Source organism: Burkholderia sp. 22088 (assembly GCF_052045915.1).
Taxonomy (GTDB): domain Bacteria; phylum Pseudomonadota; class Gammaproteobacteria; order Burkholderiales; family Burkholderiaceae; genus Burkholderia; species Burkholderia cepacia.
This window is the reverse complement of record NZ_JBQEPY010000024.1, coordinates 134,357-156,962: the sequence shown is the minus strand read 5'-3', so window position 1 is coordinate 156,962 and position 22,606 is coordinate 134,357. Positions and strand designations below refer to the sequence as shown.

18 protein-coding genes are annotated in these 22,606 nt (G+C 67.9%); 5 read left to right on the top strand and 13 right to left on the bottom strand.

Features of this window, described 5'->3' with window-relative positions:
• Positions 1-160: 160 nt before the first annotated feature.
• From ACTJLD_RS36245 to ACTJLD_RS36210, 8 genes are all read right to left on the bottom strand, one after another.
• Positions 161-2,293 (bottom strand): AprA-related methyltransferase, encoded by a 2,133-nt coding sequence (locus ACTJLD_RS36245; RefSeq protein WP_060084156.1) that lies wholly within the window; start codon positions 2,291-2,293, stop codon positions 161-163.
• 11 nt (positions 2,294-2,304) lie between these two features.
• The gene (locus ACTJLD_RS36240; RefSeq protein ID WP_440661149.1) at positions 2,305-6,141 is read right to left on the bottom strand and encodes an AMP-binding protein; all 3,837 of its coding nucleotides are present in this window, start codon (positions 6,139-6,141) and stop codon (positions 2,305-2,307) included.
• 89 nt (positions 6,142-6,230) lie between these two features.
• Positions 6,231-7,127: an MBL fold metallo-hydrolase gene (locus ACTJLD_RS36235; protein ID WP_027792380.1), complete on the bottom strand. Its 897-nt coding sequence runs from the start codon at positions 7,125-7,127 to the stop codon at positions 6,231-6,233.
• Positions 7,128-7,132: 5 nt separating this feature from the next.
• Positions 7,133-8,131 carry a ketoacyl-ACP synthase III gene (locus tag ACTJLD_RS36230; protein ID WP_440661148.1) on the bottom strand — a complete coding sequence of 333 codons (999 nt, stop codon included), beginning with the start codon at positions 8,129-8,131 and terminating at the stop codon, positions 7,133-7,135.
• Positions 8,128-9,258 carry a 3-oxoacyl-ACP synthase III family protein gene (locus tag ACTJLD_RS36225; RefSeq protein WP_185734089.1) on the bottom strand — a complete coding sequence of 377 codons (1,131 nt, stop codon included), beginning with the start codon at positions 9,256-9,258 and terminating at the stop codon, positions 8,128-8,130. Before ACTJLD_RS36225 ends, ACTJLD_RS36230 begins: the two co-directional genes overlap by 4 nt.
• Entirely contained in the window at positions 9,237-10,124 is an 888-nt protein-coding gene (locus ACTJLD_RS36220) for a hypothetical protein (protein ID WP_440661147.1), read from the bottom strand. Before ACTJLD_RS36220 ends, ACTJLD_RS36225 begins: the two co-directional genes overlap by 22 nt.
• The gene (locus tag ACTJLD_RS36215; RefSeq protein ID WP_440661146.1) at positions 10,121-11,785 is read right to left on the bottom strand and encodes an AMP-binding protein; all 1,665 of its coding nucleotides are present in this window, start codon (positions 11,783-11,785) and stop codon (positions 10,121-10,123) included. Before ACTJLD_RS36215 ends, ACTJLD_RS36220 begins: the two co-directional genes overlap by 4 nt.
• 725 nt (positions 11,786-12,510) lie before the next feature.
• Positions 12,511-13,176: a TetR family transcriptional regulator gene (locus tag ACTJLD_RS36210; protein ID WP_440661145.1), complete on the bottom strand. Its 666-nt coding sequence runs from the start codon at positions 13,174-13,176 to the stop codon at positions 12,511-12,513.
• A 94-nt stretch (positions 13,177-13,270) separates the two neighbouring features.
• Between ACTJLD_RS36210 and ACTJLD_RS36205 the strand changes: the two genes are divergently transcribed.
• Positions 13,271-14,101 carry an NmrA family transcriptional regulator gene (locus ACTJLD_RS36205; protein WP_440661144.1) on the top strand — a complete coding sequence of 277 codons (831 nt, stop codon included), beginning with the start codon at positions 13,271-13,273 and terminating at the stop codon, positions 14,099-14,101.
• The gene (locus tag ACTJLD_RS36200; protein WP_440661143.1) at positions 14,098-14,583 is read left to right on the top strand and encodes an anthrone oxygenase family protein; all 486 of its coding nucleotides are present in this window, start codon (positions 14,098-14,100) and stop codon (positions 14,581-14,583) included. The genes ACTJLD_RS36205 and ACTJLD_RS36200 overlap by 4 nt, the downstream gene beginning before the upstream one ends.
• A gap of 33 nt (positions 14,584-14,616) precedes the next feature.
• Here ACTJLD_RS36200 and ACTJLD_RS36195 read toward each other — a convergent pair whose 3' ends face one another.
• Positions 14,617-15,417: an AraC family transcriptional regulator gene (locus tag ACTJLD_RS36195; RefSeq protein WP_060358671.1), complete on the bottom strand. Its 801-nt coding sequence runs from the start codon at positions 15,415-15,417 to the stop codon at positions 14,617-14,619.
• A 90-nt stretch (positions 15,418-15,507) separates the two neighbouring features.
• Here ACTJLD_RS36195 and ACTJLD_RS36190 point away from each other — a divergent pair, with 90 nt between their 5' ends.
• Positions 15,508-16,416, top strand: a complete 909-nt coding sequence (locus tag ACTJLD_RS36190) for a DMT family transporter (RefSeq protein WP_440661141.1) — start codon at positions 15,508-15,510, stop codon at positions 16,414-16,416.
• A gap of 26 nt (positions 16,417-16,442) precedes the next feature.
• On the top strand, positions 16,443-17,390 hold the full coding sequence (locus ACTJLD_RS36185) for an ATP-binding protein (RefSeq protein WP_060194224.1): 948 nt from the start codon (positions 16,443-16,445) through the stop codon (positions 17,388-17,390).
• 8 nt (positions 17,391-17,398) lie between these two features.
• Here the strand turns inward: ACTJLD_RS36185 and ACTJLD_RS36180 are convergent, their stop codons facing one another.
• From ACTJLD_RS36180 to deoC, 4 genes are all read right to left on the bottom strand, one after another.
• Complete coding sequence (locus ACTJLD_RS36180) at positions 17,399-18,265, bottom strand: DUF2071 domain-containing protein (protein ID WP_440661140.1); 867 nt, start codon at positions 18,263-18,265, stop codon at positions 17,399-17,401.
• A 109-nt stretch (positions 18,266-18,374) separates the two neighbouring features.
• Positions 18,375-19,016 (bottom strand): ankyrin repeat domain-containing protein, encoded by a 642-nt coding sequence (locus ACTJLD_RS36175; RefSeq protein WP_440661139.1) that lies wholly within the window; start codon positions 19,014-19,016, stop codon positions 18,375-18,377.
• Between the two features lie 93 nt (positions 19,017-19,109).
• Positions 19,110-20,612, bottom strand: a complete 1,503-nt coding sequence (locus ACTJLD_RS36170; protein ID WP_440661157.1) for a catalase — start codon at positions 20,610-20,612, stop codon at positions 19,110-19,112.
• A 380-nt stretch (positions 20,613-20,992) separates the two neighbouring features.
• Positions 20,993-21,673 carry a deoxyribose-phosphate aldolase gene (deoC, locus tag ACTJLD_RS36165; RefSeq protein WP_124918740.1) on the bottom strand — a complete coding sequence of 227 codons (681 nt, stop codon included), beginning with the start codon at positions 21,671-21,673 and terminating at the stop codon, positions 20,993-20,995.
• Between the two features lie 146 nt (positions 21,674-21,819).
• On the opposite strand from deoC, the gene deoR reads away from it, so the two are divergent.
• Positions 21,820-22,590, top strand: a complete 771-nt coding sequence (gene deoR, locus ACTJLD_RS36160; RefSeq protein WP_060061397.1) for a DNA-binding transcriptional repressor DeoR — start codon at positions 21,820-21,822, stop codon at positions 22,588-22,590.
• Positions 22,591-22,606: the final 16 nt, after the last annotated feature.

Sequence of the window (22,606 nt, the reverse complement as noted above, 5' to 3'; positions counted from 1 at the left end):
TGCGTGGAGGCCCCTGTGTGAATCCGGGGCATTCATGAAACCGGCGAGCAGTACGGCGCGCACCCGCACCCCGGAGACTGGGCACCGATCCAGCTTCCGGGGTGTTTTCTTGATGCGATTCGCGGCCGTCGCCGCGTACCGCGTGGCACCGAACGGACCGTCAATCGGCAACGGCGGTATCGTCGACGTAGTTCGCGATACTGAAGAACCGATAGTCGCTCAGCAGATCGGGCGCCGGGAATCCCTCCGGATGAATCCGCCCGTAAATCGGGCTGTCGGGGCGCAGGCCGGCCAGGGTCAGCGCGAGCGTGAATTCGTTGAACGGCGCCATGAACTGGCGCGACACGAAGTGCATGCCCCAGTTGAACACCGACGGAAGCTGCTCGGTGCGCAACCACGTGTCCGGGCCGCCCGGCGCCCGCGCGCACAGGTTCTCCGCCCACGGGCTATGTCCTTCCACGATGAGAAAGCCATGCTTCGCGTGGCGTTTCCAGCGGGTCAGGAAATCGATCAGATCCGCAGCCGCCACGTAACCGGGAACGAGCCCTTCCGCGTCGCTGTACGCGACCTTGAACGCGCGCTTGATCTGTTCAAGCCCGATCGGCAACGCTTCCTGATCCGATACCGTCAGGGCCCCCGCATAGTGCTGGTCGATCACCGCGCGCAGGCGTGCCCGATCGACGGTGCGGAGATGGCGCTCGAGGATCGCTTCGGCGGCGTCCTTGCGCCGGATGCCCAGCCGGCGGTTGTGGACCAGGAACATGAAGGTGTGCAGCAGGTCGCTCAACCGCGCCGGGCGCACGCTGCCGTCCGGTTGCGTGACGGTCAGGCCGCTGTCGGCCACGGCTTCGTCGTAGCGGTCGGGCTGGGAGATGTCGGCGGCGATCACGCGTACCTGCACGCCGGGGATGTCCTTCAGCGCGGATAGCGTGGCGGCGGCGCGGCCGCGCGCGGATGCGTTGTAGTCGGCGCCGATCACGAGCAGCGGATAGTCGGCGAGGTGCCGGCCGCGCCGCGTCGACGTGATGACGTATTCCGCCAGGCGCTTCACCGCGCTGCCGTCGCCGCAGCCCATGTCGGCGATGCCGGCGGGCTGGCGATCCAGCGGCGTGTCGTCGAACAGCTCGCGCAGGATCTTCGTCGTGATTTCCTGCGACGCCGGCCCCGATCCGGCGCCGCTCGACGCATACACGTTCATCACGCGATCGATGTGGCCGTCGCTGTCGATATCGAGCGGATCGGGGTTGCCGAACAGGAGCTCGTCGAGCAGCGCATACGAACGCAGATACGACGCGGGCAGCCCCGCATAAGGCGCGGCGATCGGACGGTGAATCCGGCCCGACTCGGTGAGCCGCACCTTTCCCTGGTCGATTTCCACCATGCCGAACTTGCCCATCAGCGCCCATGCCGCGTCCAGGACGACAGGGTCCGCCTGTGTCCAGGCGCCCACCGCGACCCCGCCGGGCTGCTCGTCGAGCTTGCCGAGGATGCCGGGCGCCGACTGCACGTACTGGCCATCCGGCTGCCTGTCGAACACCGGCATGTCGAGCGCGACCCAGGTCGGGCCCAGCAGCAGGCCGTCCATCGCCGTGCGCAGCTGTCCGTTCACCTGGCGCTCCAGGTCGGTGGCCGGGGGCGCAAGCTCCGGCCAGCCCGCCACGCAGGCCCGTGCGAGCCGCGCATACAGCAGGCTGTCTTCAGCCGCCACGCGCGTTCGATGACACAGTGCGTGCAGATGCTGGAGCACCGACGTTGCATTCGCCAGTTGCTCGAACAGCGGCCGGGCGTGCTCGACGCACGCGACGACATATTCGCCGGCGGGAGTGAGCGCATATTCGGCGTCTTCGTCGCCGCGATCGAGGGTCAGCCAGCCGGCCAGGCTCAGCAGGTTGAAGGCGCCCCACAGAATCCCGAGGTTACGGGTCGGGTCGGGCTGGCGGGACGCCGCGAACGCGCGCATCGCGCGGGGCGCTCCGGCCCGCAGGCCGTCGAACGCACCGGCAAACACCAGGCGCGCCAGCGTCGGCACCAGCACGATGCCGTTGGCCCAGTTGCAACTGCGCGTGTAGGCCATCACGCGTTGTGCGTCGTGCCGGCCGATGCGCAGCGTGGCCGCATGCGTGTGTTGTTCGAGCCTGACGGGCAGTTCCTCGTCGAGCACCTCGACGCCAATCGCGGCGCCGGCCGGCAGGCCGAGCAACGTGCGCGTTTCGTCGGGATAGGCGTCGAGATAGTGTTCGAGCTGCCGGGCCAGCGCGGTGGTGGAATCACCAAGATCGAATCGGGCGTGCATGTTGGACGGTCTCACAGGATCGAAGGTTGGGCTGCAAAGGTTGAAGGGGCATCCGGATCGGCGTGCGCCACGACCGCCGCCGGCGCGGCGCCGCGAGTACGGGGCGCGAGATGGGCGGCCAGCGCGCGAATGGACGGGTAGTCCCAGACCGCCGATGGATCGACGCTCACGCTGAACGCCTCGCTGAATACGATCGTCATTTCGACGGCGAGGATCGAGTCGAAGCCGATCTCGGCGAACGTCGACTCGCGCGTCAATCGAAGCTTGCGGTGCTTGAGGCGCTCGCCCAGCCACGCGATGAGCCATTGTTCGACGGCATGAACCTGCTGGCGATCGAGCAGGCTCGCCGGCTCGCTCGCGATCGGGGCCGGTGCCGAACCGGCGTCTTCGTCGGCCGGCGTGTCGGGTGTGTCGGGTGTGTCGGGCATGCCGGCGGCCGGGTGCTCGCCGGGATTGGCGTCCAGCAACGGATCGACGAGCTGGCTTGCACCCGGGACCGTTTGCTCGATCGCGCCGATCTCGAGCCCGATCCGCGCGGCCCAGTCGTGCAATTGCGCCGACGTGGTCAGTGCGGATCGCAGGCCGACCTGCCGCTGCGCTGCCTCGATCGCGAGTTCGTACCGGCGCTGCGCCCAGCGCAGCGCGCCGTCACCGATGCGCTGCTGCGCAGCCGCACGTTCGGTCACCGCGAGCAGCAATCCCCATTGCGCGACCGTGCCGAGCCAGTAATTGACCCAGACGGCGGCATGCGCGGCGCCGCCGAGTTTCGCCGCATTGGCGAGCCCGTCCTGCGACAGTTGGGCGCCAAGCTCGCGCAGCTCCGTGGCCAGCACGCCGGCGCCCAGCGCGCTTTCCAGATAGCGCGGAAGCTCGTCGCTTCCGTTCAGCAGACGGCTGCCGAGGTGAACCAGCAGCGTCTCGGTCGGCCCCTCGAAGATGCGGGTCAGGCGCGCGTCGCGGAAGATCTGCGGCGCGAAGTTGGTCTCGATGTAACCGCGGCCGCCCAGGAACTGCATCAGCTCGTCGGCGGATTGCGACAGCAGCTCGGAGCCGAGAATCTTCGCGATCAGCAGGCAGTCTTCAGGCAACGTGACGCCGAGGTCCAGTTCGGTGGCCAGATGCTCGACCAGCGCGTCGAGCCCGTCGATGCGGTCGCGCAGCTCGCCCAGGCGCAGGCGGCTCAGCGGATTGTCCAGCAGGAGCCCGGTGGCGACCTCGCGCCGCGCCCCGTAGCGATGCATCAGCTGCGCACAGCGCTTCATGCCGCCCACGCTGACGGCGGCGATGCCGAGGCGCGCAATGTTCATCGCGTGCTGCGCCACGGACATGCCCTGGCCGATGTCGCCGAGCCGGCATGCGTCGCTGATCCGCGCCCGATCCAGATGCAGCGAATTCTGGATCATGCCGCGCACGCCCATCGTCAGCTCCTCGGCGCCGATCCGCACGCCCGGCGTGCCGGGGCGTACCGCCAGGCCGACCATTCCCGTGCCGTCGGCCTGCTTCGCGAACACGTTGATGATTCCCGCCCACGCGGACGAGCCGCTCCAGCGCTTGGTGCCGGTGACCAGCCAGTCGCCGGACGCGGTGCGCTGCGCGCGGGAGGCGATCGCGCGGACATGCGAGCCCGCGGCCGGCTCCGTGATCGCGAATGCGGCGAGCATCCGGCCGCTCGCGAGGCTCGGCAGCAGTTCGTCGCGCAACGCCGGCTGCGCGTGCTGCATGATCGGCACGATGCCGAGCGTATTGTTCAGGGCGACGAAAAAAGCCAGCGTCGAATCGATCGCGGCCAGTTGCGCAAACACGCGCGCCATGTCGCGGTGGCCGAGCCCGAGCCCGCCATGCGAACGGTCGACCGGCATGCCGAGCAGGCCCCGGTTGCCGAAGTCGAGCACGATGTGCGGCGGAATGGTGCGTCGCTCGTCGATGGTTCGCGAATCGATCCGCGTGCCGGCGTAGTGCCTGAGCCAGTCGTTCAGTTCGTCGACGGTGGCGGCGTCGTCGCGCCCGCGATCGTTGGCCGCCGGCTTGTCGGCACCGGCGGCCGGGCGCGCGGGCTGCCCGCGATCGGGGGCCGGCGTCTGCGTGCCGGCGTCGACGTCCCACTGCGCGAGGATCGTCAGCGCGCCGTCGTGCAGCTGCGTGCGGCACGTGCTGCGGCGCACCTTGCCGCTCGATGTCTTCGGCACGCTGCCGGGCGACACCAGCACGATCCTGCTCGGCCCGATGTCGAGGCGGTTCCAGATCGCCTGGCGAATCGCGTCGATGAAGCTGTCGAGATTGCCCTTGCGCTGCGTGCGCTCGACTTCGGCCACGACGATCAGGCGCTCCGCGTCGGCCTGGTCGTCCATGAAGGCCGCGCAGCCGTTCGGCACCAGTTCCGGCACGCCGACGATCAGCGCGTACTCGATGTCTTCCGAGTAGTAGTTGCGGCCGGCGAGGATCACCATGTCCTTGAGCCGGCCGGTGACATACAGTTCGTCATCCAGAATGAAGCCGAGATCGCCGGTGCGCATGAATGCCTGGTCGCGGTCGCCGGCCAGCGTGTGACGGAAGGTCGAATGCGTCTGCTCGTCCAGCCGCCAGTAGCCGGCGGCGACGCTCGGGCCGGCCACGCAGATTTCGCCGATGGTCCGGTCGTCGCATCGCGCGTTGGTCTCCAGGTCGCGCACGATCACCTGCTGCTCGCCGTCGGTGCGGCCCACGCCGACCAGAACCCGCTCGCCCGGGCGGTCCAGCGGCTGCGGCGACACGCCGAGGGTCTCGTTGCGCAACACCACCGATTGCCGCTGGAGCGCAGCCTGGTCGACACACAGCGTGCGGACCGGGTGCCGTTCCGTGCGGCCGGCGACGTACAGCGTGCCCTCCGCGAGCCCGTAGCACGGCAGGAACCCGTCGGCGGCGAAGCCGGCTGCCGCGAAGCGCTGCGAGAAATCCGTCAGGGTGCTGGCGCGCACCGACTCGGCGCCGTTGTACGCGGCCCGCAGGCACGACAGGTCGAGCGTCGCCAGTTGTTCGTCGGAGATCCGCCGGCAGCACATCCGGTACGCGAAATCGGGCGCGCCCGTCAGGTCCGCGCGGTACTGGCTGATCGCGCGCAGCCACAGGTACGGATGCTGGATAAACCGTTCCGGGGCCATCAGCACGCTGCGGAAGCCGCCGTAGAGCGACGTCAGGATCACGCCGATCAGGCCCATGTCGTGATACGGCGGCAGCCAGCTGACGATCGTGCTCGACTCGTCATACGCAAGCCATTCGCGTATCAGCCCCAGGTTGTGGATCAGGTTCGCGTGACTCACCATCACGCCTTTCGGTGTGCCCGTCGTCCCCGACGTGTATTGCAGAAACGCGATGTGGGACGGCTGCACGCCGGCGGGCGAATCCACGGGAGCCAGCGCCTGCGCGCCGCCGACGTCGAGCAGCGTGCTGCCGGACGCGTCGGTATCGGCGAGCCAGGTCGAGCAGCGCGCGTGGTCCTCGGCCGAGCAGAGGATCGTGTCGGCGCCCGCGTTTTCGACGATGCCGGCGATCCGCACCATATGCTGCCTGTTGCGCGGCGGGTAGGCCGGCACCGCGATCGCGCCCGCATACAGGCACCCCATGAAGGCGCCGACGTAATCGAGCCCCGGCCGGCACAGCAGCAGCACCCGGTCGCCGACGTCGACCGCGTTCTGCCGCAGCAGCGCGGCGACCCGGCGGGCGCGCGCGTCGAGCTCGGAGAAGGTCATCGATTCGGCCCGTTCCTGCTCGGGCGGCCCGCTCAGGAACACGTAGGCGGTGTGGTCGCCGCGTGTGGCGGCGCGGTTCTGAAGCAATTCGCCAAGCGTAGTCGGCAAGGTCGCAGTGGTCATGATGTCGTCGGAAGAGGAATGAAAACAGCGAGCAGGGGCCTCGCACCGGCCGGCGCCCGTGCGTTGCCGCGGCGGACATCCGGATACGGCTATTCGGCGCGATGGAACAGGTCGATCATGTGCGTCATGCTTTTGAGATGCAGGAAACGCGGCACGACCTTTTCGCTTCTTGCCGCGTAACGGGCCGTCCACTGGTGGGCCAGTGCCTGCGTGGCGGCGGCGTTGCCGCGAACCGCGCGTGCGTCGGCCTCGCGTGCATCGAGGCACGCGCGCGCATGCCGTGCGGCCGACCGGGCGAGCTCGCCGGTGAGGATGCCGTGGTGCCCCAGGGCAAGCCGCGGTGCATGCAGCTGTTCGATGACGTCCAGCGAGTGCCGGTACGCAAACAGGTCCTGAAAGACCAGCGGCAGCCAGTGGGTGGCGTCCTGAAACTCGCCCAGCGCATCCGACACGAAACCGATGTCCAGCTGCGGGCAGTAGTAGCCGAACTGGCAGCGGCTGTGGCCCGGCAGCGCGATCGTGCGAATCTGCATCCCGTCGCCGATATCGAGCTGCGCGCCCGGATTGACCGGGTAGAACGGCAGGTCGGACAACTCGGTGAAATCGGCGCCGGCGGCGGGTTCCCACGACCGTGACGCGTGCTCGTCGAGCTGGCGGATGGTGCGGCAGGCCGACGGGCTCTGGAACGCATCGAACGCGTCGGGCGAACCGGACACATGCAGCCACGGCATGCGCGACTTGAGCGTCATCAGCAGGCTGCAATGGTCATAGTGCGAGTGGGTGATCAGCCAGTAGCGCAAATGCCGGATGCCGCCGAAGTCCCGCAGCAGGTCGTGAAGCTGCTGCCATACGAGCGCCGTCATGCCGCTCAGGCCGCCTTCGATCAGCGTCGCGGCCTCGTCGTTGACGATCACGTACAGCGGCACGTCGGCGGTGCCGATCAGCGCCAGCCGCGGCTCGATCCACCCGGGGGATGCGTTCAGCATGTCGTTCAGCTCCGATAGAGCGCACAGGCCCATGTCGCGCCCGCGCCGTAGGTCACGAGGAGGTTGAGCTGGCCGGCCGGCATGCGGCCTTGCTCGCGGGCGAGGGCGAGCGCGACCGGAAACGCCGCGCTCGCCATGTTGCCCAGTTGATCGACGGAGATCATGCAGCGCTCGCGGGGCAGCCCGAGCCGCTCGATGACCGCGTCGAGGATGCGCAGGTTCGGCTGGTGCGGCACGACCAGGCCGATATCGCCGATCGTCAGCCGGTGCTTGTCGAGCATCTGCCGGCATGCGTCGACGATGCGGCGCGTCGCGTCTTCGAACATCGGCGCGCCTTTCATCCGGAAGTGGTGGCGGCCGGCCGCGATGTCGTCCGCGTCGATGAAGCGCGGGCGCCGCGCGCCGGGCGCCTCGGTGGCGAGCAGGTCGAACTGGGTGCCGTCGGCGCCGAGCGTCAGGTCGATCAGCCCGCGCGCCGGCTCGTCCGTCGCCTGCAGCAGCAGCGCGGCGGCGCCGTCGCTCAGCAGGATCGACAGGTTGCGCCCGGCGTTGCTCGTGTCGATGCGCCGCGACAGCGCCTCGGCGCAGACCAGCAGCACGTTGCGATACAGGCCGCTCGCGAGGAAGTGACGCGCGATCTCGATCCCGTAGAGCCCGCCGCTGCATTGCGCGCGGATGTCGAAGCACGGCACCTCCCGCAAGCCGAGCCGGGGCTGGATGTAGCACGCCTGCGACGGATCGTGATGATCGGGCGACAGCGTATTGACGATCAGCAGGTCGACGTCGTGCGCCGTGACGCCCGCGTCGGCCATGGCGCGTTCCGCGGCCGGGCAGGCGAGATCCGCCAGATGCTGATCGGGGCCGAGATAACGTCGCGCGACGACGCCGGTGCGTTCGCGAATGAACGCGTCGCTGGTGTCGATCATGCCGGCGACTTCGTCGTTGCCGACGATCCGCTCGGGCAGCGCATGGCCGAACCCGGCGATGACGAGACGGGCGCTCATGCCTGACCCTCCTGTTCCGTCACGGCGGCGACCGTGCCGCCCGCATCGGACACGACGGTTTCGCCCCAGCGCCACAATTGCGCACCGAAGCCCCAGCCAGCGCCCGCGCCGGCAATCACGACCTTCGATCCCGGCCGGATCACGCCCTGCCGGATCGACTCGGCCAGCGCGAACGGCACGGCGGCCGACACGAGGCACGCGCAATCGGCCACGCGAATCACGTACTGATCGGACCTGAGCCCGAGCCGCTGCGCCCACGAGCGCACGAGCAGCGCGGACGGCTGGTGGAACACCATTGCATCGATGTCGGCGATGCCGGTGCCGCTCCGGTGCAGCAGCCGCTCGACGATATCGGGAATGGCCACCGGCATGAAACGCGAGATCGCCTCCTGCGCTTCGGGCTTGAGCGTGAAATACACGCCGAACGGGTTGTCGGCGCCGGTTTCCGCGTCGTCGTCGGCCGCGGCCTGCGCATTGCGCCACTGCATCGTCACGAGGTCGTAGCGGGTGGCGTCGCTGTGATATGCGGCATCCAGCCAGTCGGCGCCGTCGGGGTCGGCCGGCTCCGCGACGAGCACGGCCGCGGCCGCGCCGTCGCCGAAGTTCGTCGACGACTTGCTCGTGTAGTCGACCACCGCCGACATGCGCTCCGACGAGCACACCAGCGCCCGTTTCACGCGCCCCTGCTTGATGAGGTTGGCGGCGAGCTGCAGTTGCAGCACGAAGCTCGCGCATTCCATCTCGATATCGGCATCGAGCGCGCGCGTGGCGCCGAGCCGGTCGCGCAGCGCGCGCGAGAGCCGCGGCGCGAACCGGCGCCGGCCGTCGGCGAGCGACACGAACGGCGACGTCATGTTGAACAGCACCAGGTCGAGTTCGGCGGGTTCCACGCCGGCACGCGCGAGGGCGTCGCGGGCCGTGCGCTCGGCCAGCGCCAGCTCGGATTCGCCGGCATCGGGGTCGATCATGTGGCGCGATTCGATGCCCCAGAATTGCCACCATTCCGCCGGAATGGGCTCGACGCCCGCGAAGACGGGATCGTCGTTGGGTACCTGGCGTGCCGGCAGGCGGCAGGCGAGACTTGCGATTCGGACGTTGTGCACCGTCAGACCTCCATCGTGCTGCAGGCGATGCGCGGCCGGAACGGATCCAGTGTCATGGCGATCACCGTCCGTTCATCGTCGCACAACGAAATCGAATCTGCGACGCGCGACGCGAGCCACGCGGGCAGCTGGAACGGGTTCGGAATCTCCGCCGGACCGGTGACGACGTCGACGCGGAAAGCATCCCGCGCGCCGGTGGCGATCGACGGCCATCCGCCCAGCCACGATTCGCAGAACAGCGTGGCGGCACGCCGGTCGATGCGGCTTTGCGTCGCGTCGAGCATTGCGTTGACCGCGGCGCTCGCATTGGCCGGTTCGGCGTCGAACCGGCCGGTGGCGCGATCGAACAGGCTTTCGAAGCGGGCCAGCGACAGGCTGCCGTTCACGCGCCGGGGCGCAAGCGCGTCGAGCGTCGCGAACGGCGGGGAATCGAGATCCGCGTAGCGGCTCGCATAAGCGCGGTCATGGCCGGACGGCGTCAGCACGATCGCACCCGCACCGTCGGCGAAGCCGCTCTCGGTCACCTGCTCGACGTCCGCGAGCGCTTCCGCGCGAACGACGAGCGCGCGCCGATAGCCGAGCTGCCGGCAATGGCTTTGCGCGAGATCGAGTGCGAGCGTCCAGTCCGCATCGAGCAGATCGAACACGGCCGCATGTCGCGCACGCAGGTCGCGCTGCACGGGGTGCGCCAGGCGCGGGCCCGCGATCGACGGGGCGTCCGCCATCCGGCTGGGGGAGATCGACAGGCTGACGATCAGATCCAGTTCCGACGGCAGGCAACCGGCTTGTTGCAGCGCCTGCCTGGCCGCCTTGATCGCGTAGTCGTTCGCGCAGGATTGCGCGGTGGTCGCGGGGGCCGGAACGGCCGCCGCGGCGCCGAGAATTTTCATAGGATTTCTTCGCTTTGGACTGCTTGATTCAGGGAACGCGCCGCGCCATGACCCGCCTGCCGGAGCACAGCACGTCGCAATTTGCCCGATTCGTTGCGCGGCAAACCGGCGGGGTGATAGGCCACGCGATGCGGGCACTTGTATGGCGCAATCACGCTTTTCACGTGCTGCTGAAGCTGCGTCGTCAACGCATCCGAGCCGTCGACGCCCGGGCGCAGCACCACGTGCGCGCAGATGAGCGTGCCGCCCCGTTCGTCGACTTGCCCGACGACGCCGCATTCGGCGATATCCGGATGGCGCAGCAGCGCCTGCTCCACTTCGCCGGGCGACACCGTGTAGCCGGAGGTGATGATCATGTCGTCCGCGCGTGCCTGGTAGAACAGATAGCCGTCCTCGTCCAGGTAGGCACTGTCGCCCGTCAGGTTCCAGCCGTGCTTGACGTAGTCGCGTTGCCGCGTGTCGTTCAGGTAGCGGCATCCGGTCGGCCCCTGCACGGCCAGGTAGCCGATCTCGTAGGGCGGCAGGCACTGGCCGTGCTCGTCCACGACGGCAACGCGGTAACCGGGCACCGCCTTGCCGATCGCGCCGTCCTTCGTGCCGGTGTCGCCCGTCGACGCGAAGATGTGCAGCATCTCGGTCGACCCGATGCCGTCGATCAGGTGCAGGCCGGTGCGGATCTGCCACGCATCGCGCGTCCATGGCGGCAGCGCTTCGCCCGCCGACACGCATTTGCGCAGGGACGAGATGTCGCACGGGTCACGCTGGTCGAGATGGTCGAGCATGGCCCGATAGGCCGCCGGCGCTGTAAACAGGATGCTGACCCGATGCCGCTCGACGGCGGCCAGCAGCTGTTCCGGGCCCGCTTTCGGCAACAGCACGACGCTCGCGCCGACGCTGACCGGAAACAGCAGCAGCGCGCCGAGGCCGAACGTGAACGCGAGCGGCGGCGATCCGCAGAAGACGTCGTCGGCCGTGGGCCGGAGCACGTGCTGCGGAAAGCAGTGGCAGGCCGCCATCACGTCGCGATGAAAATGGACGGTTGCCTTCGGTTCCCCGGTCGTTCCCGACGTGAACGCGATCAGGCAGGGATCGTCCGCGCGCGTTTCGGCGGCCGCGAATGCCGCCGAATGGCCGTCGAGCCAGCGCGCGTGCGGATGCGTGTCGTCCGTGTCGTAGCGTCGAACGTCGCCGCGCCACTGCAGGCTCGCCATCGCCGCGTCGAGTTCGGTGGACAGCCCGGCTTCGCAGATGACGTGCGTGACCCGGGCCCGCCCGATGATGGTCGACAGTTCCCCCGCGCGCAGCTTCGGCATCGTTGCGACGGCGATGCCGCCGGCCTTGACCACGCCGAACCACGCGGCGGCCAGCATCGGGTGATTCGCGCCGTGCAGCAGCACCCGATTGCCGGCCACGAGGCCCCCGTCATGGACGAGCAGGTTGGCGATCCGGTTGGCGGTATCGCGCAATTCGCGATACGACCACGTGATGCCCGACCCGGTCGTGATCGCCGCGCGATCGCCCCAGCCGCGCTCGTCGACGGCGGTATCCAGCAGCGCGGCGGCGCAATTGAGAAACGGCGGAAACTGCAGCCCCGGCAATTCGAAGACGAACGTCGGCCAATCCTCGGCAGGGGGCAAATTCGCGCGGCAAAAGTCGTCCATCGTCAGCGCTCGCAAGAGTGTGAGTTCGAAGTTCGCGATAGCGGTGCGGTGCCGCGTGGGCCGTGCGCCATGACCGGACGCAGCCCGCGCAGCCTGAGTCGCGATGCCAAAGAGATGTGGTCGGGGCGGCAGGCATCTGCCGCCGAGCGACGCACGGCGTGCCCGGTCAACCGGATGAAGGCTGGCCGGTTTCGGTGGAGTGATATCGTCTCATTTGATTTTCAAAATAAACAATAATCGATCGGTTTAATTCAAATTCGCCTGAATCTGAAATTCGTCGATCAATCTGGTCGGCGTCAAAAAAATCCTGGCGCAAGCTTAGCGGAAGCAATATTGAAAAGTAAATGGAAGAATCGATGGATGATTGTGATTATTGATTGAAATCGATTCCATTGATCATTGTAATTTTTTAATTAATCTATTCCGGTAAATCATCTCGCGATTTGTTGACTCCGGCGGAGTCTGGCTGCCGCAACGCTGAATAAAGCGTCGCGGAGTTCACCGGCGCGAAACGCGCGTCGTTTCACGAAGCGGATTGCATTGCGCGAAAAGGAGAAAGCTCCGCGCTTTCGAGCGTCGCGGAGCTTTGAATCGGTTTTAACGGGGAATCAGGGATGCGGGCGCCGCGGTCTCGCGTTGCGCCCTTGGTTTTTGTAATTATATTGGCGAATATTCAATAATGAACGGGGAATGAGAATTTCCCGATTATGAAATTCGTGCGCGGCCTAGCTGTCGAGCACGGAAAGATTTTCCGGCAATGTTTGCTTGAACATTGCGAGAATCCTGCGCGCCGCCTTCGGCGGCAACTCGATCGCATGTCGCACCGCCGCGGCGATCAACACCATCGTCAATTCCGAGAACGCCGCCAACTGCACGTCGGGCACCGCCGGTGCGAGTTCCCGCAGCGCATCCGCCAACAGCCCCGCCAGAAACTCGCCGTCCGCCCGGTCGAGCGCCTGCAGTGCGCGGTCGGCCTGCGTGGCCCGCCAGATGTCGCGCATCAGCGGCTCGTCGACGAACATCCGGTAATAGCTGTCCGTGATGCGGGCGAGCGTGGCGTGCAGGTCGTCGAGCGACTTCATCGCGGCGAGATCGCGCCGCACGCAGTCGTGTCCGGCTTCGTTGTAGCGCTCCGCGAGCGTGCCGATCACGGCCGCCTTGTCCGGGAAGTACTGGTACAGCGAACCGAACGAGATGCCCGTGCGCTCGACGATGTCGCTCATCCGGAACGCGTCGCAGCCTTTCTCGATCATCACCTCCGACGCGCTCGCGAGAATGCGCTCGAACCGCTCACGGCTGCGTTGCTGCGTTGGTACCAGCCGCGCGCGCGCCGGGGTATCCGATGCCGCCGCGTCGGGCTCGTCGTTTTGCCCCGATTTTTGTCGGCCCATGCCGCCTCCAGAAAAACTTGACGTTGCTAATGCGAGAGTCTATCGTGTTTTCAAAACGCGAGATATTCTCGCATTTTTGTCAAAGGAGACGGTCATGTCGGCACTTCCCACCCTCATCGTCGGCGGTTCGGGCAAGACGGGCGCCCGCGTCGATGCACGGCTGCGCGCGCGCGGCATCGCGACGCGACCCGTGTCGCGCACGTCGGCCGTCCGCTTCGACTGGATGGCGCCCGAGACGTGGCCCGCCGCGCTCGCGGGCGTGTCGGCCGCGTACGTGACCTACCAGCCCGATCTGGCGGTCGTGGGCGCGGTGGAGGCGATCGCCGCGTTCGCGCGGCTGGCGCGGGAAAGCGGTCTCGAGCGCGTCGTGCTGCTGTCCGGGCGCGGCGAGCCGCGCGCGCAGGCGGCGGAGGCTGCGCTGCAGGCGTCGGGCGTGGGCTGGGGCGTGGTGCGCGCGAGCTGGTTCAACCAGAACTTCTCCGAGGGCTACCTGATCGACGGCGTGCTGGCCGGCGAAGTCGCGCTGCCGGCCGGCGCGGTGCGCGAGCCGTTTGTCGATGCGGACGACATCGCGGACGTGGCGGTGGCCGCGCTCACCGATGCGCGCTTCGCGAACCGCGTGATCGAGGTCACGGGCCCGCGCGCGCTGACGTTCGCCGAAGCGGTCGGCGAAATCGCGCGGGCCGCCGGCCGGCCGGTCGTCTATCGCGAGATTCCGGCCGATGCGTTCGCGGCCGGATTGCGCGAGGCCGGCGTACCGGAGCCGGTCGTCGCGCTGCTCGACGATCTGTTCGGCGTGGTGCTCGACGGGCGCAACAGCGCGGTGACGCACGGCATCGAAGCGACGCTCGGGCGGCCGGCACGCGACTTCGCCGACTATGCGCGCGCGACGGCCGCGACCGGCGTGTGGAGCGCACGATCATGATCGCGTTCGTGACGCCCGTCTTGCTGTGGGGCTCGGCCATCGGCTGCGGGCTGATGGCCGGCGTGTATTTCGCGTTTTCGACGTTCGTGATGACGTCGCTCGGGCGGATCGCGCCGCATGCCGGCGTGGCCGCGATGAACGCGATCAACGTCGACATCGTGCGTTCGCCGTTCATGCCGCTGTTCCTCGTCACGACGCTGATGGCGCTGGCCCTGGTCGTGATCGCGCTGCTCGATCGCGGCCAGCCGGGGGCGATGGCGGCGCTCGCGGGCGGCGTGCTGTACGTGTTCGGCATGTTCGCGGTGACGATGGCCGTCAACGTGCCGCTCAACGATGCGCTCGCCGCGGCCGATCCGTCGACCGCGCACGGCGCCGCGCTGTGGACGCGTTACATGCACGACTGGACGAGGTGGAATCACGTGCGCACGGTCGCGTCGGCCGCCGCGTGCGTGTTCTTCATCGTGGGGATCGCGGCGCGGTAGCGCCCCCCGTCGCGCACGGCCGCGCGCTACGCGCTACGCGTAAAACGCCGACGGCGACACGCCGAAATGCCGCTTGAACATCGCCGAGAACGCGCTCTGGCTGCTGTAGCCGTGATCCATCGCGACGGTCAGCACCTTCTCGCCGTGCGCGAGGCGCTTGAGCGCGAGCAGCAGCCGCGCCTGCTCCCGCCAGCGGCGGAAGCTGAGCCCCGTCTCGCGCCGGAACGCGCGATGCAGCGTACGGACCGACAGGCCGAGCCGGTCTGCCCATTCGGCGATCGTGCGCGGATCGTCAGGCGCGGCGATGAGCGAGTCGCAGATCGTCCGCAGCCGTGCGTCGTGCGGCCACGGCAGGTACAGCGGCAGCAGCGGCGCGACCGTCACCTCGGCGAGCAGCAGGTGCATCAGGTGATCGTGGCGCGAGCCCGGCGCGTAGTCGAGCGGCACGTCGACCGCGGCGAGGATCAGCTCGCGCAGCAGCGGATGCACTTCCACCACGCAACTGCGCGCGGGCAGGTGCTCGACCGTGCCCGGTTCGACGAACACGGTGCGCATCTGCACGTCGCCGCTCATCTGCACCGTGTGGTCGAGGCCGGCTTCGAGCCACACGCCGCGCGTGGGCGGCACGACCCACGATGCGCCCTCGGACTGCACGTGCATCACGCCCTCGATCGCATAGAGCAGTTGTGCGCGGCGATGGCAGTGCGTCGGTATCGACGTGCCGTGCGGGTACGCCGCCGCCATCGCCGACACGGGCATCGGCGTCGATTCGTAGCGCAGGTGCGCAAGCGGCGGGGTGGGCTCGAGTGTCCGATTGGCGACAAGTCCTGACATTTTGGCGTGAGACAGGCAGTTGGGCGGGCGGGCACGATGGCGTTCCGATTCACGCCCGCACCCTGCCACGATATTAATCCGTCAAACGCGATGAACAAGCCTCCTTTTCTGTTTCCCTTCTGCGCGATCGCGCTGTGGGCCGGCAACGTGGTCGTGTCGAAGCTGTCGGCATCGACGATCGACCCGTCGGCGATCACGTTCTACCGGCTGCTGCTCGCCGTCGCGCTGATGAGCGTGTTCACGCTGCGCCCCGCGTGGCGCAACCGCGCGGCGCTCGTCGCGCACCTGCCGAAGCTCGCGGTGCTCGGTTTTCTCGCGATGGCGCTGTTCCAGAGCCTGTCCTACGAGGCCGCGAAAACGACGAGCGCGACCAACATGGCGATCATCACGGCGCTCGTGCCGCTGATGACGATGGCGCTCAGCTCGCTGCTGCTCGGCGATCCGCCGGGGGCCGGCATGATCGGCGGCGGGGTGCTGTCGCTCGCGGGCGTCGTCTACCTGATCGCCGAGGGGCACCCGACGACGATCGCCGCGCGCGGCGTGCATGCGGGCGACCTGCTGATGCTGGCCGCGTCGGCCGCGTATGCGCTGTACGGCGTGCTGCTCAAGCGCTGGCGCATCGGCGTGCTGCCGGCGTGGCAGTCGACCTACGTGCAGGCGCTCGCCGCGCTCGTCTTCATGGTGCCGATGCTGCTGCGCTTGCCCCCGCAGGCGGCGTGGCCGACCCGCGCGAGCGTGCCGCTGATCCTGTATGCCGGTGTGCTGGCGTCGGTCGTGCTGCCGTACCTGTGGATGCAGGGCGTGCGGCTGCTCGGCCCGAGCCGCTGCGCGATGTTCATGAACCTGCTGCCGGTGATGACGGCCGGCGGCGCGATCGTGCTGCTCGGCGAATCGTTGCGGCTGTATCACCTGATCGGCGGCGGCGTCGCGCTCGTCGGCGTGGCGATCGCGCAGCGGTTCCCGTTCCACGCGAGTGCGTCGCAGGGAGTACGGCAATGAGCGGCGACCGCGACATGCAGAACCTGATGGCGGCGCTGCCGGACGCGCGCGCATCCGTCGACGGTCCGGCGCTCGCGCATCAGCTCGAACGGATCGCGACCGCGCTCGAGGCACTCGCGGGCACCGGCCGGCCGGCGGCCGTCGATTTCGACGCGGCCGTCGCGTTCCGCTGGCGCGGTTTCGACGGCGGGCCGCGCACGGCGCCGCTCGAACCGGTCGCGGCGCCCGCGCTGATAACGTTCGATGCGCTGCGCAACGTCGAGCGTCAGGTGGCGATCGTCGAACGGAACACGCGGCAGTTCGTGCGCGGGTTCGCGGCCAATCACGTGCTGTTGACCGGCGCGCGCGGCACCGGGAAGTCGTCGATCGTGAAAGCGTGCCTGCACGCGTTCGCGCCGCACGGGCTGCGGCTGATCGAGGTCGGCAAGGAGCGGCTGAGCGACCTGCCGGCGATCGTCGAGCTGGTGCGTGCGCGGCCCGAGCGGTACATCGTGTTCTGCGACGACCTGTCGTTCGAGGCCGGCGAGACCGGTTACAAGGAGCTCAAGACAGTGCTCGACGGCTCGGTCGCGAGCGACCTGTCGAACGTGCTCGTGTACGCGACGTCGAATCGCCGCCACCTGATGCCCGAGCAGGCGAGCGACAACGCGAACGTGTCGCGCGCGGAGAACGGCGAGCTGCATCCGGGCGACGCGGTCGAGGAGCGGATTTCGTTGTCCGAGCGCTTCGGGATCTGGGTGACGTTCTACGGGTTCACGCAGGATGCGTACCTGGCCGTCGTCGAAAGCCGGCTCGGCGAAGCCGGGTTCGATGCGGAGCAGATCCGCGCGGCGCGCGAACCGGCGCTGCAGTGGGCGCTGGAACGCGGTGCGCGGTCGGGGCGGATTGCCGGGCAGTTCGTGCGGGATTACCTCGGGCGGCTGGCGGACGAACGCGACGCGGACGAACCCGCGCACGCGCGGCGCGCGGGTTGAGCGGGGCGTTACAGCACCCGCTCCGACAACACGCGGAACGCAACATCCGGCACGACGAAGCACAGCGGTTCGCCGGTCGCGCCGATCCGCGCGAGGAAGGCGCCGCCGCCGACCGGTTCGACCGGTTTCAGCGGCCGGACCGCATCGATGTCGATCGGCAGGTCGATCGACGCATGGGCGAGGCCGTCGCAGTCCGCGACATGCGCGACGGCCGCGTGCTGCAGCGACAGGTAGGCGACGGCGTCGCGCCAGCTTCCGAAGAACGGCGCGAACGCGGCGGGTAGCGTGTCGTCGTTCGACACGGCCGCCGAGCAGTGGAAATCGGGCGCGCTCCCGGCCCCGCCTGACAGCAGCGTTCGATAACGTCCGTCCTGCACGGCATGGGTGAAGCGCGCGGCGAGATGCGACGGCAGCGCGTCGCTGAAGAGCCGGCTGCCGAGCGCATAGAGCGGATGATCGAACACGTTCTTCACGAACAGCACCGTGCGATCGGCCGGCACGCCACCCGGCAGCGCATCGACGTAAAGCCGCCAGTTGCTTTGCAGCGGCGACGGGAACACGCGTCGCAGCGGGCCCGCGATACGCGGGCCGAAATGGCGGTGCGCATAGGTGAGGATCGTGAACGGCGTGCGGCCGTCGCGGCTCGCGAGCGTGACGCCGCGCGGCACCAGGTGCGCGACGGCGGCGACATCGACGAGCCAGGTGAAGTACACGACGTTCTCGACTTCGCTCGCGAGTTGCAGGAACGGCAGCCGCGACAGCAGCGCGCGGCGTGCGCGCAGCAGCGGGCGGCTCGCGACGAGCCGGTTGGCGAGGCGGCCGACGGGGCCGGCGGACGGGTAAACGAAGGCGTTGTCTTGGCGCATGACCGGCATTGTGCCGATGTCGCGGAGCGGGCGGAAGAGGCGCCTTCGTCGAAACTGTCGGTGCCAGCCTTCGCCGATCGGAGATCATGCCCTCGACGGCCGGTTCAAGGTCGAGCGGTCACGGCCTCGAGCGCAACGTCACGTCGGCATTCGGTGTCGCGCCAACCTTTTCCAGTGCGGCAACCGCGGCGTCGTTGCCTTGCAGGATCGCGTTCTGCAGTGCGGTGCGGCCGAGCGCATCGACGTGATCGGGGTTCGCGCCATGTGCGACGAGTACCGGCAGCATGTCGAGGCGGCCGAACAGCGCGGCGAACGACAGCGCCGTTTCGCCGGCGTGATTGGTCTGGTCGATTGGGCAGTGCGCATCGGCCAGCCGTTTCGCGATCGCGGTCTCGCCCTTGAACAGCGCGCCCATCAGGGCCGTGTTGCCGTGACGATCGCCGAGACACGGGTTCGCGCCGTTGCGCAGCAGATAGTCGAGCGTTGCAGGCTGGTCGCGATAGGCGGCCAGGATGACCGCCGTATAACCTTCGCGTGTCGTCGCGTCGATCGGGTAGCGCGCGTCGACGAGTGCCTGCAGGATGTCGATGCGACCGAGGCGCGCGGCGGCAAACCATGCGTCGTCGTAGCGGCGCAGGTCGGCGTGCGCATCGGGGTGCGGCACGGCCGCGGGCGGCGCGGTTTGTGCGCAGGCCGCGAGCACGGCGGCTCCGGCGATCGCGAGCGCGCGGGAGAGGGCGGTTCGGAGTCGATTCTTCATCAGCAATGCGCGCCGCGCGTGGCCGCGCGGCGCAATCGGATCGATGGGTCGGGACGCGAAGACCGCACCGGCAGCCTTCGCGGGATTGCCCGATCAGTTCTCGACGAGTTTGTCGGCGAGCGATTTCACGCGGGTCAGGTCGGCGTGCGTGGCACGCGCCAGGCGTGTCCCGTAGTCCGCATCGGCCTTGTAGAAGTACGACAGCATCGCGTACTTGTTCGCGTCGTTCGTCACGTGGTTCAGGTCACCCGACAACGCGGTCACCAGATCCTGCCGCTCCTGCGCGGGCAGCATGCGGTAGTACTCGCCCGCCTGCCGGAAGTTCAGCGTCTTGCGGATCGCGGCTTGTTGCGTCGTGCCGGCAAGCGGCGTCTGGACCGACTTGTACCGCGGGTCCTGCGCGAGTTCGTTCAGCGCCGACGGCTCGTAGTTCACTTCGCCCTTGCGGTCGCCGAAGTTCATCGCGCCGTCCTGGTTGTTGTTCGTGACGGGCACGCGCGGACGGTTGATCGGCAACTGGTTGAAGTTCGCGCCGAGGCGGTACATCTGCGTATCGGCGTACGAGAACATCCGGCCCTGCAGCATCCGGTCTTCCGACGGCTCGATGCCCGGCACCATCCGCGACGGGGCAAAGGCGGATTCCTCGGTCGACTCGAAGTAGTTGTCCGGCACGCGGTTCAGCGTCAGCGTGCCGATCTTGCGCTCCGGCACGCCGGTCCATACCTTGGTGTCGTCGAGCGGGTTGAAGTCGAACGCGTCGAGCTCGGACGGCTTCAGCACCTGGATGTAGAGGTCCCACTTCGGTGCGTTGCCCGCCTTCAGCGCGCCGTACAGGTCGTTCGTCATCAGGTTCCAGTCGGCGCCGATCGAGCCCGGAATGTCCTTCGGGCGCAGCCCGTGCATCCCTTGCGCGCTTTTCCAGTGGAACTTCACGTACGTGTATTTGCCGTCGGCGTTGACGAACTTGAATGCGTGCACGCCGTATCCGTCCATGTTCCGGTACGAATCGGGCATGCCCTCGATCGAGTACAGCCGGGTCAGCATGCTGGTTGCTTCGGGCGCGTGCGCGAAGAAATCGAACGCGAGGTTCGCATCCTGCACACCGGTGACCGCGCTCGGCTTGTTCGCGTGGACGAAGTCAGGGAACTTGATCGCGTCGCGGATGAAGAAGATCGGCAGGTTGATCCCGACCAGATCCCAGTTGCCCTGTTCCGTATAGAACTTCACGGCGAACCCGCGCGGATCGCGCGCCTGCTCGGGCGAGCCGCGATAACCCATCACGGTCGAGAAGCGGACGAATACGGGCGTTTTCGTGCCGGGCGTGAAGACCTTGGCCGTCGTCAGGTCGCTGATGTCGGCGCTCGGCACGAATTCGCCGAACGCACCGGTGCCGCGGGCATGCACGACACGCTCGGGGATGCGTTCGCGATCGAAGCGCTGGAGTTTTTCGATGAGATGCGAGTCTTGCAGGAGCACCGGCCCGTTCGGCCCGGCTGTCTGCGAATTCTGGTTGTCGCCGACGGGCGAGCCGTTGTCGCGCGTCAGTTCGGCAGCGTGTGAGGAAGAGGCCAATGCGACGCAGGCCGCGGCAATCATGCTCTGCAAGAAGCGATTCGCGGTGTTTGACATATCGATGAGGTTCCTTGGATGAAATTCGGGGGAAGACCCCGCCGAACTGTAGTCTCGTCGACATGCGCGATGCCAATTGAATCTCTCTAATTGAGTGATAGGTGATCGTTGTTTGTCGCAGATGATTCGGCTAACTAAGTTATTTTATGGCCGGCCGCCGGGCAGCTGGACAACGCGATACGGGCCACGGATGCTCTATCGATCTGAAGCCGTTCGGTACATGCATGGAACCGGATCGACGACGCGACGACCATGCCGACTGCAAAGCCGCTGAAGAGGATCGACAACGCGCGCGGTAGCAGCGGCGGCGCGAGGTGCACCACCGCAGCCGTCGGTAGCCCGCGTCGTCAATACGCCGATTCGACGCCGCCCTGATCGGTGACGATCGCCACCCCCGAACTCGTGCCGAGCCGCGTCGCGCCGGCCTCGATCATCGCCAGCGCGGCCGCGCGGTCGCGCACGCCGCCCGATGCCTTCACGCCGAGCACGGGGCCGACCGTGCGGCGCATCAGCGCGACATCCGCGAGCGTCGCGCCGCCGTGGCCGAACCCGGTCGACGTCTTCACGAACGCGACGCCGAGGTCGCGGCACATCTCGCACACGCGCACCTTCTCGTCGTCGGTCAGCAGCCCCGTTTCGAGGATCACCTTGAGCGGCACCGCACCGCAGGCACGGTGCACGGCTTCGATGTCGGCCTTCACGTCGTCGGCGCGGCCGCTCTTCAGCGCGCCGATGTTGATCACCATGTCGATCTCGCCGGCGCCCGCCGCGATCGCGGCGGTGGCTTCGAATGCCTTGGCGGCCGACAGCCCCGCGCCGAGCGGAAAACCCACCACGGCGCAGACGAGCACGCCGGTATCGGCCAGCTCGCGCGCGGCGAGCGGCACGTTCGCCGAATTCACGCAGACCGAGTAAAAGCGATGCTCGGCCGCCTGGCGGCAGAGGTCGCGGATCTGCGCGTCGCTCGCGTCGGGCGCGAGCAGCGTGTGATCGATGGTTTGAGCGAGTTGGGCGTTGGAAAGCGGCATGTTTCAGGACTCCACGGATCGTGTGCCGGAAGGGCACACGGAAAGTTGATGTTTTCACATCGGTTTGTTACAAATACGACATTCCGGCCGGGCCCGCGCGCCCGGCACGACAAGCGACGGACGCGGCGCGCACGCAGGATACTGGCATGGAAACGAAGAAGGGCGAACGAATCAAGACGCTGATGAACGTGCTGCAAGGGCAGAACGCGATTCATCTGAAGGAAGTCGCCGAGCTGTTCGGCGTATCGGAAATGACGATCCGCCGCGATCTCGCGGACAACCCGCACGGCCTCAGCCTGATCGGCGGCTACGTGACCCGCCACTTCGCCGCGCAGCGCAGCGACATCGGCGAGTACGTGGTCAGTGCCGAGAACAACCGGCAGACCGAGGAGAAGCGCCGCATCGGCAAGCTGGCCGCGCAGTTCGTGACGACCGGCGACACGATCTTCGTCGACTGCGGCTCGACCACGCCGTTCGTCGTCGACTTCATTCCGGACGACCTCGAATTCACCGCCGTCTGCAATTCGCTGAACGTGTTCGCGAAGCTGCAGCAGAAGCCGCATTGCAGCGTGATCCTGTGCGGCGGTGCGTACCATCGCAAGAACATGGTGTTCGAGTCGGTGGCCGAGACGGGCATTCTCGATACGGTGCGCGTGTCGAAGGCGTTCATCTCGGCGGCCGGCGTGAGCGACCGCTGCGGCGTGACCTGCTTCAACTTCCACGAAGTCGACGCGAAAAAGAAGGTGATGGAACGCGCGCAGAACCGCTTCCTGCTCGTCGACCACACGAAGTTCGACGAAGTGCGCGCGGCCTATTTCGCCGAGCTGACCGACTTCAACTACGTGATCTCGGACGGGCAACTGAGCGGCCGCTACGAAACGACGATCCGCGAACACGGGATCGCGCTCGTGACCTGACGCCGCGCGGGCGGGC

What these genes read in the sequence shown, in the direction of transcription:
- ACTJLD_RS36245 (WP_060084156.1), bottom strand. Translation starts at nt 2,293, where the DNA reads ATGCACGCCCGATTCGATCTTGGTGATTCCACCACCGCGCTGGCCCGG.
- ACTJLD_RS36240 (WP_440661149.1), bottom strand. Translation starts at nt 6,141, where the DNA reads ATGACCACTGCGACCTTGCCGACTACGCTTGGCGAATTGCTTCAGAAC.
- ACTJLD_RS36235 (WP_027792380.1), bottom strand. Translation starts at nt 7,127, where the DNA reads ATGCTGAACGCATCCCCCGGGTGGATCGAGCCGCGGCTGGCGCTGATC.
- ACTJLD_RS36230 (WP_440661148.1), bottom strand. Translation starts at nt 8,131, where the DNA reads ATGAGCGCCCGTCTCGTCATCGCCGGGTTCGGCCATGCGCTGCCCGAG.
- ACTJLD_RS36220 (WP_440661147.1), bottom strand. Translation starts at nt 10,124, where the DNA reads ATGAAAATTCTCGGCGCCGCGGCGGCCGTTCCGGCCCCCGCGACCACC.
- ACTJLD_RS36215 (WP_440661146.1), bottom strand. Translation starts at nt 11,785, where the DNA reads ATGGACGACTTTTGCCGCGCGAATTTGCCCCCTGCCGAGGATTGGCCG.
- ACTJLD_RS36210 (WP_440661145.1), bottom strand. Translation starts at nt 13,176, where the DNA reads ATGGGCCGACAAAAATCGGGGCAAAACGACGAGCCCGACGCGGCGGCA.
- ACTJLD_RS36205 (WP_440661144.1), top strand. Translation starts at nt 13,271, where the DNA reads ATGTCGGCACTTCCCACCCTCATCGTCGGCGGTTCGGGCAAGACGGGC.
- ACTJLD_RS36200 (WP_440661143.1), top strand. Translation starts at nt 14,098, where the DNA reads ATGATCGCGTTCGTGACGCCCGTCTTGCTGTGGGGCTCGGCCATCGGC.
- ACTJLD_RS36195 (WP_060358671.1), bottom strand. Translation starts at nt 15,417, where the DNA reads ATGTCAGGACTTGTCGCCAATCGGACACTCGAGCCCACCCCGCCGCTT.
- ACTJLD_RS36190 (WP_440661141.1), top strand. Translation starts at nt 15,508, where the DNA reads ATGAACAAGCCTCCTTTTCTGTTTCCCTTCTGCGCGATCGCGCTGTGG.
- ACTJLD_RS36185 (WP_060194224.1), top strand. Translation starts at nt 16,443, where the DNA reads ATGGCGGCGCTGCCGGACGCGCGCGCATCCGTCGACGGTCCGGCGCTC.
- ACTJLD_RS36180 (WP_440661140.1), bottom strand. Translation starts at nt 18,265, where the DNA reads ATGCCGGTCATGCGCCAAGACAACGCCTTCGTTTACCCGTCCGCCGGC.
- ACTJLD_RS36175 (WP_440661139.1), bottom strand. Translation starts at nt 19,016, where the DNA reads ATGAAGAATCGACTCCGAACCGCCCTCTCCCGCGCGCTCGCGATCGCC.
- ACTJLD_RS36170 (WP_440661157.1), bottom strand. Translation starts at nt 20,612, where the DNA reads ATGATTGCCGCGGCCTGCGTCGCATTGGCCTCTTCCTCACACGCTGCC.
- deoC (WP_124918740.1), bottom strand. Translation starts at nt 21,673, where the DNA reads ATGCCGCTTTCCAACGCCCAACTCGCTCAAACCATCGATCACACGCTG.
- deoR (WP_060061397.1), top strand. Translation starts at nt 21,820, where the DNA reads ATGGAAACGAAGAAGGGCGAACGAATCAAGACGCTGATGAACGTGCTG.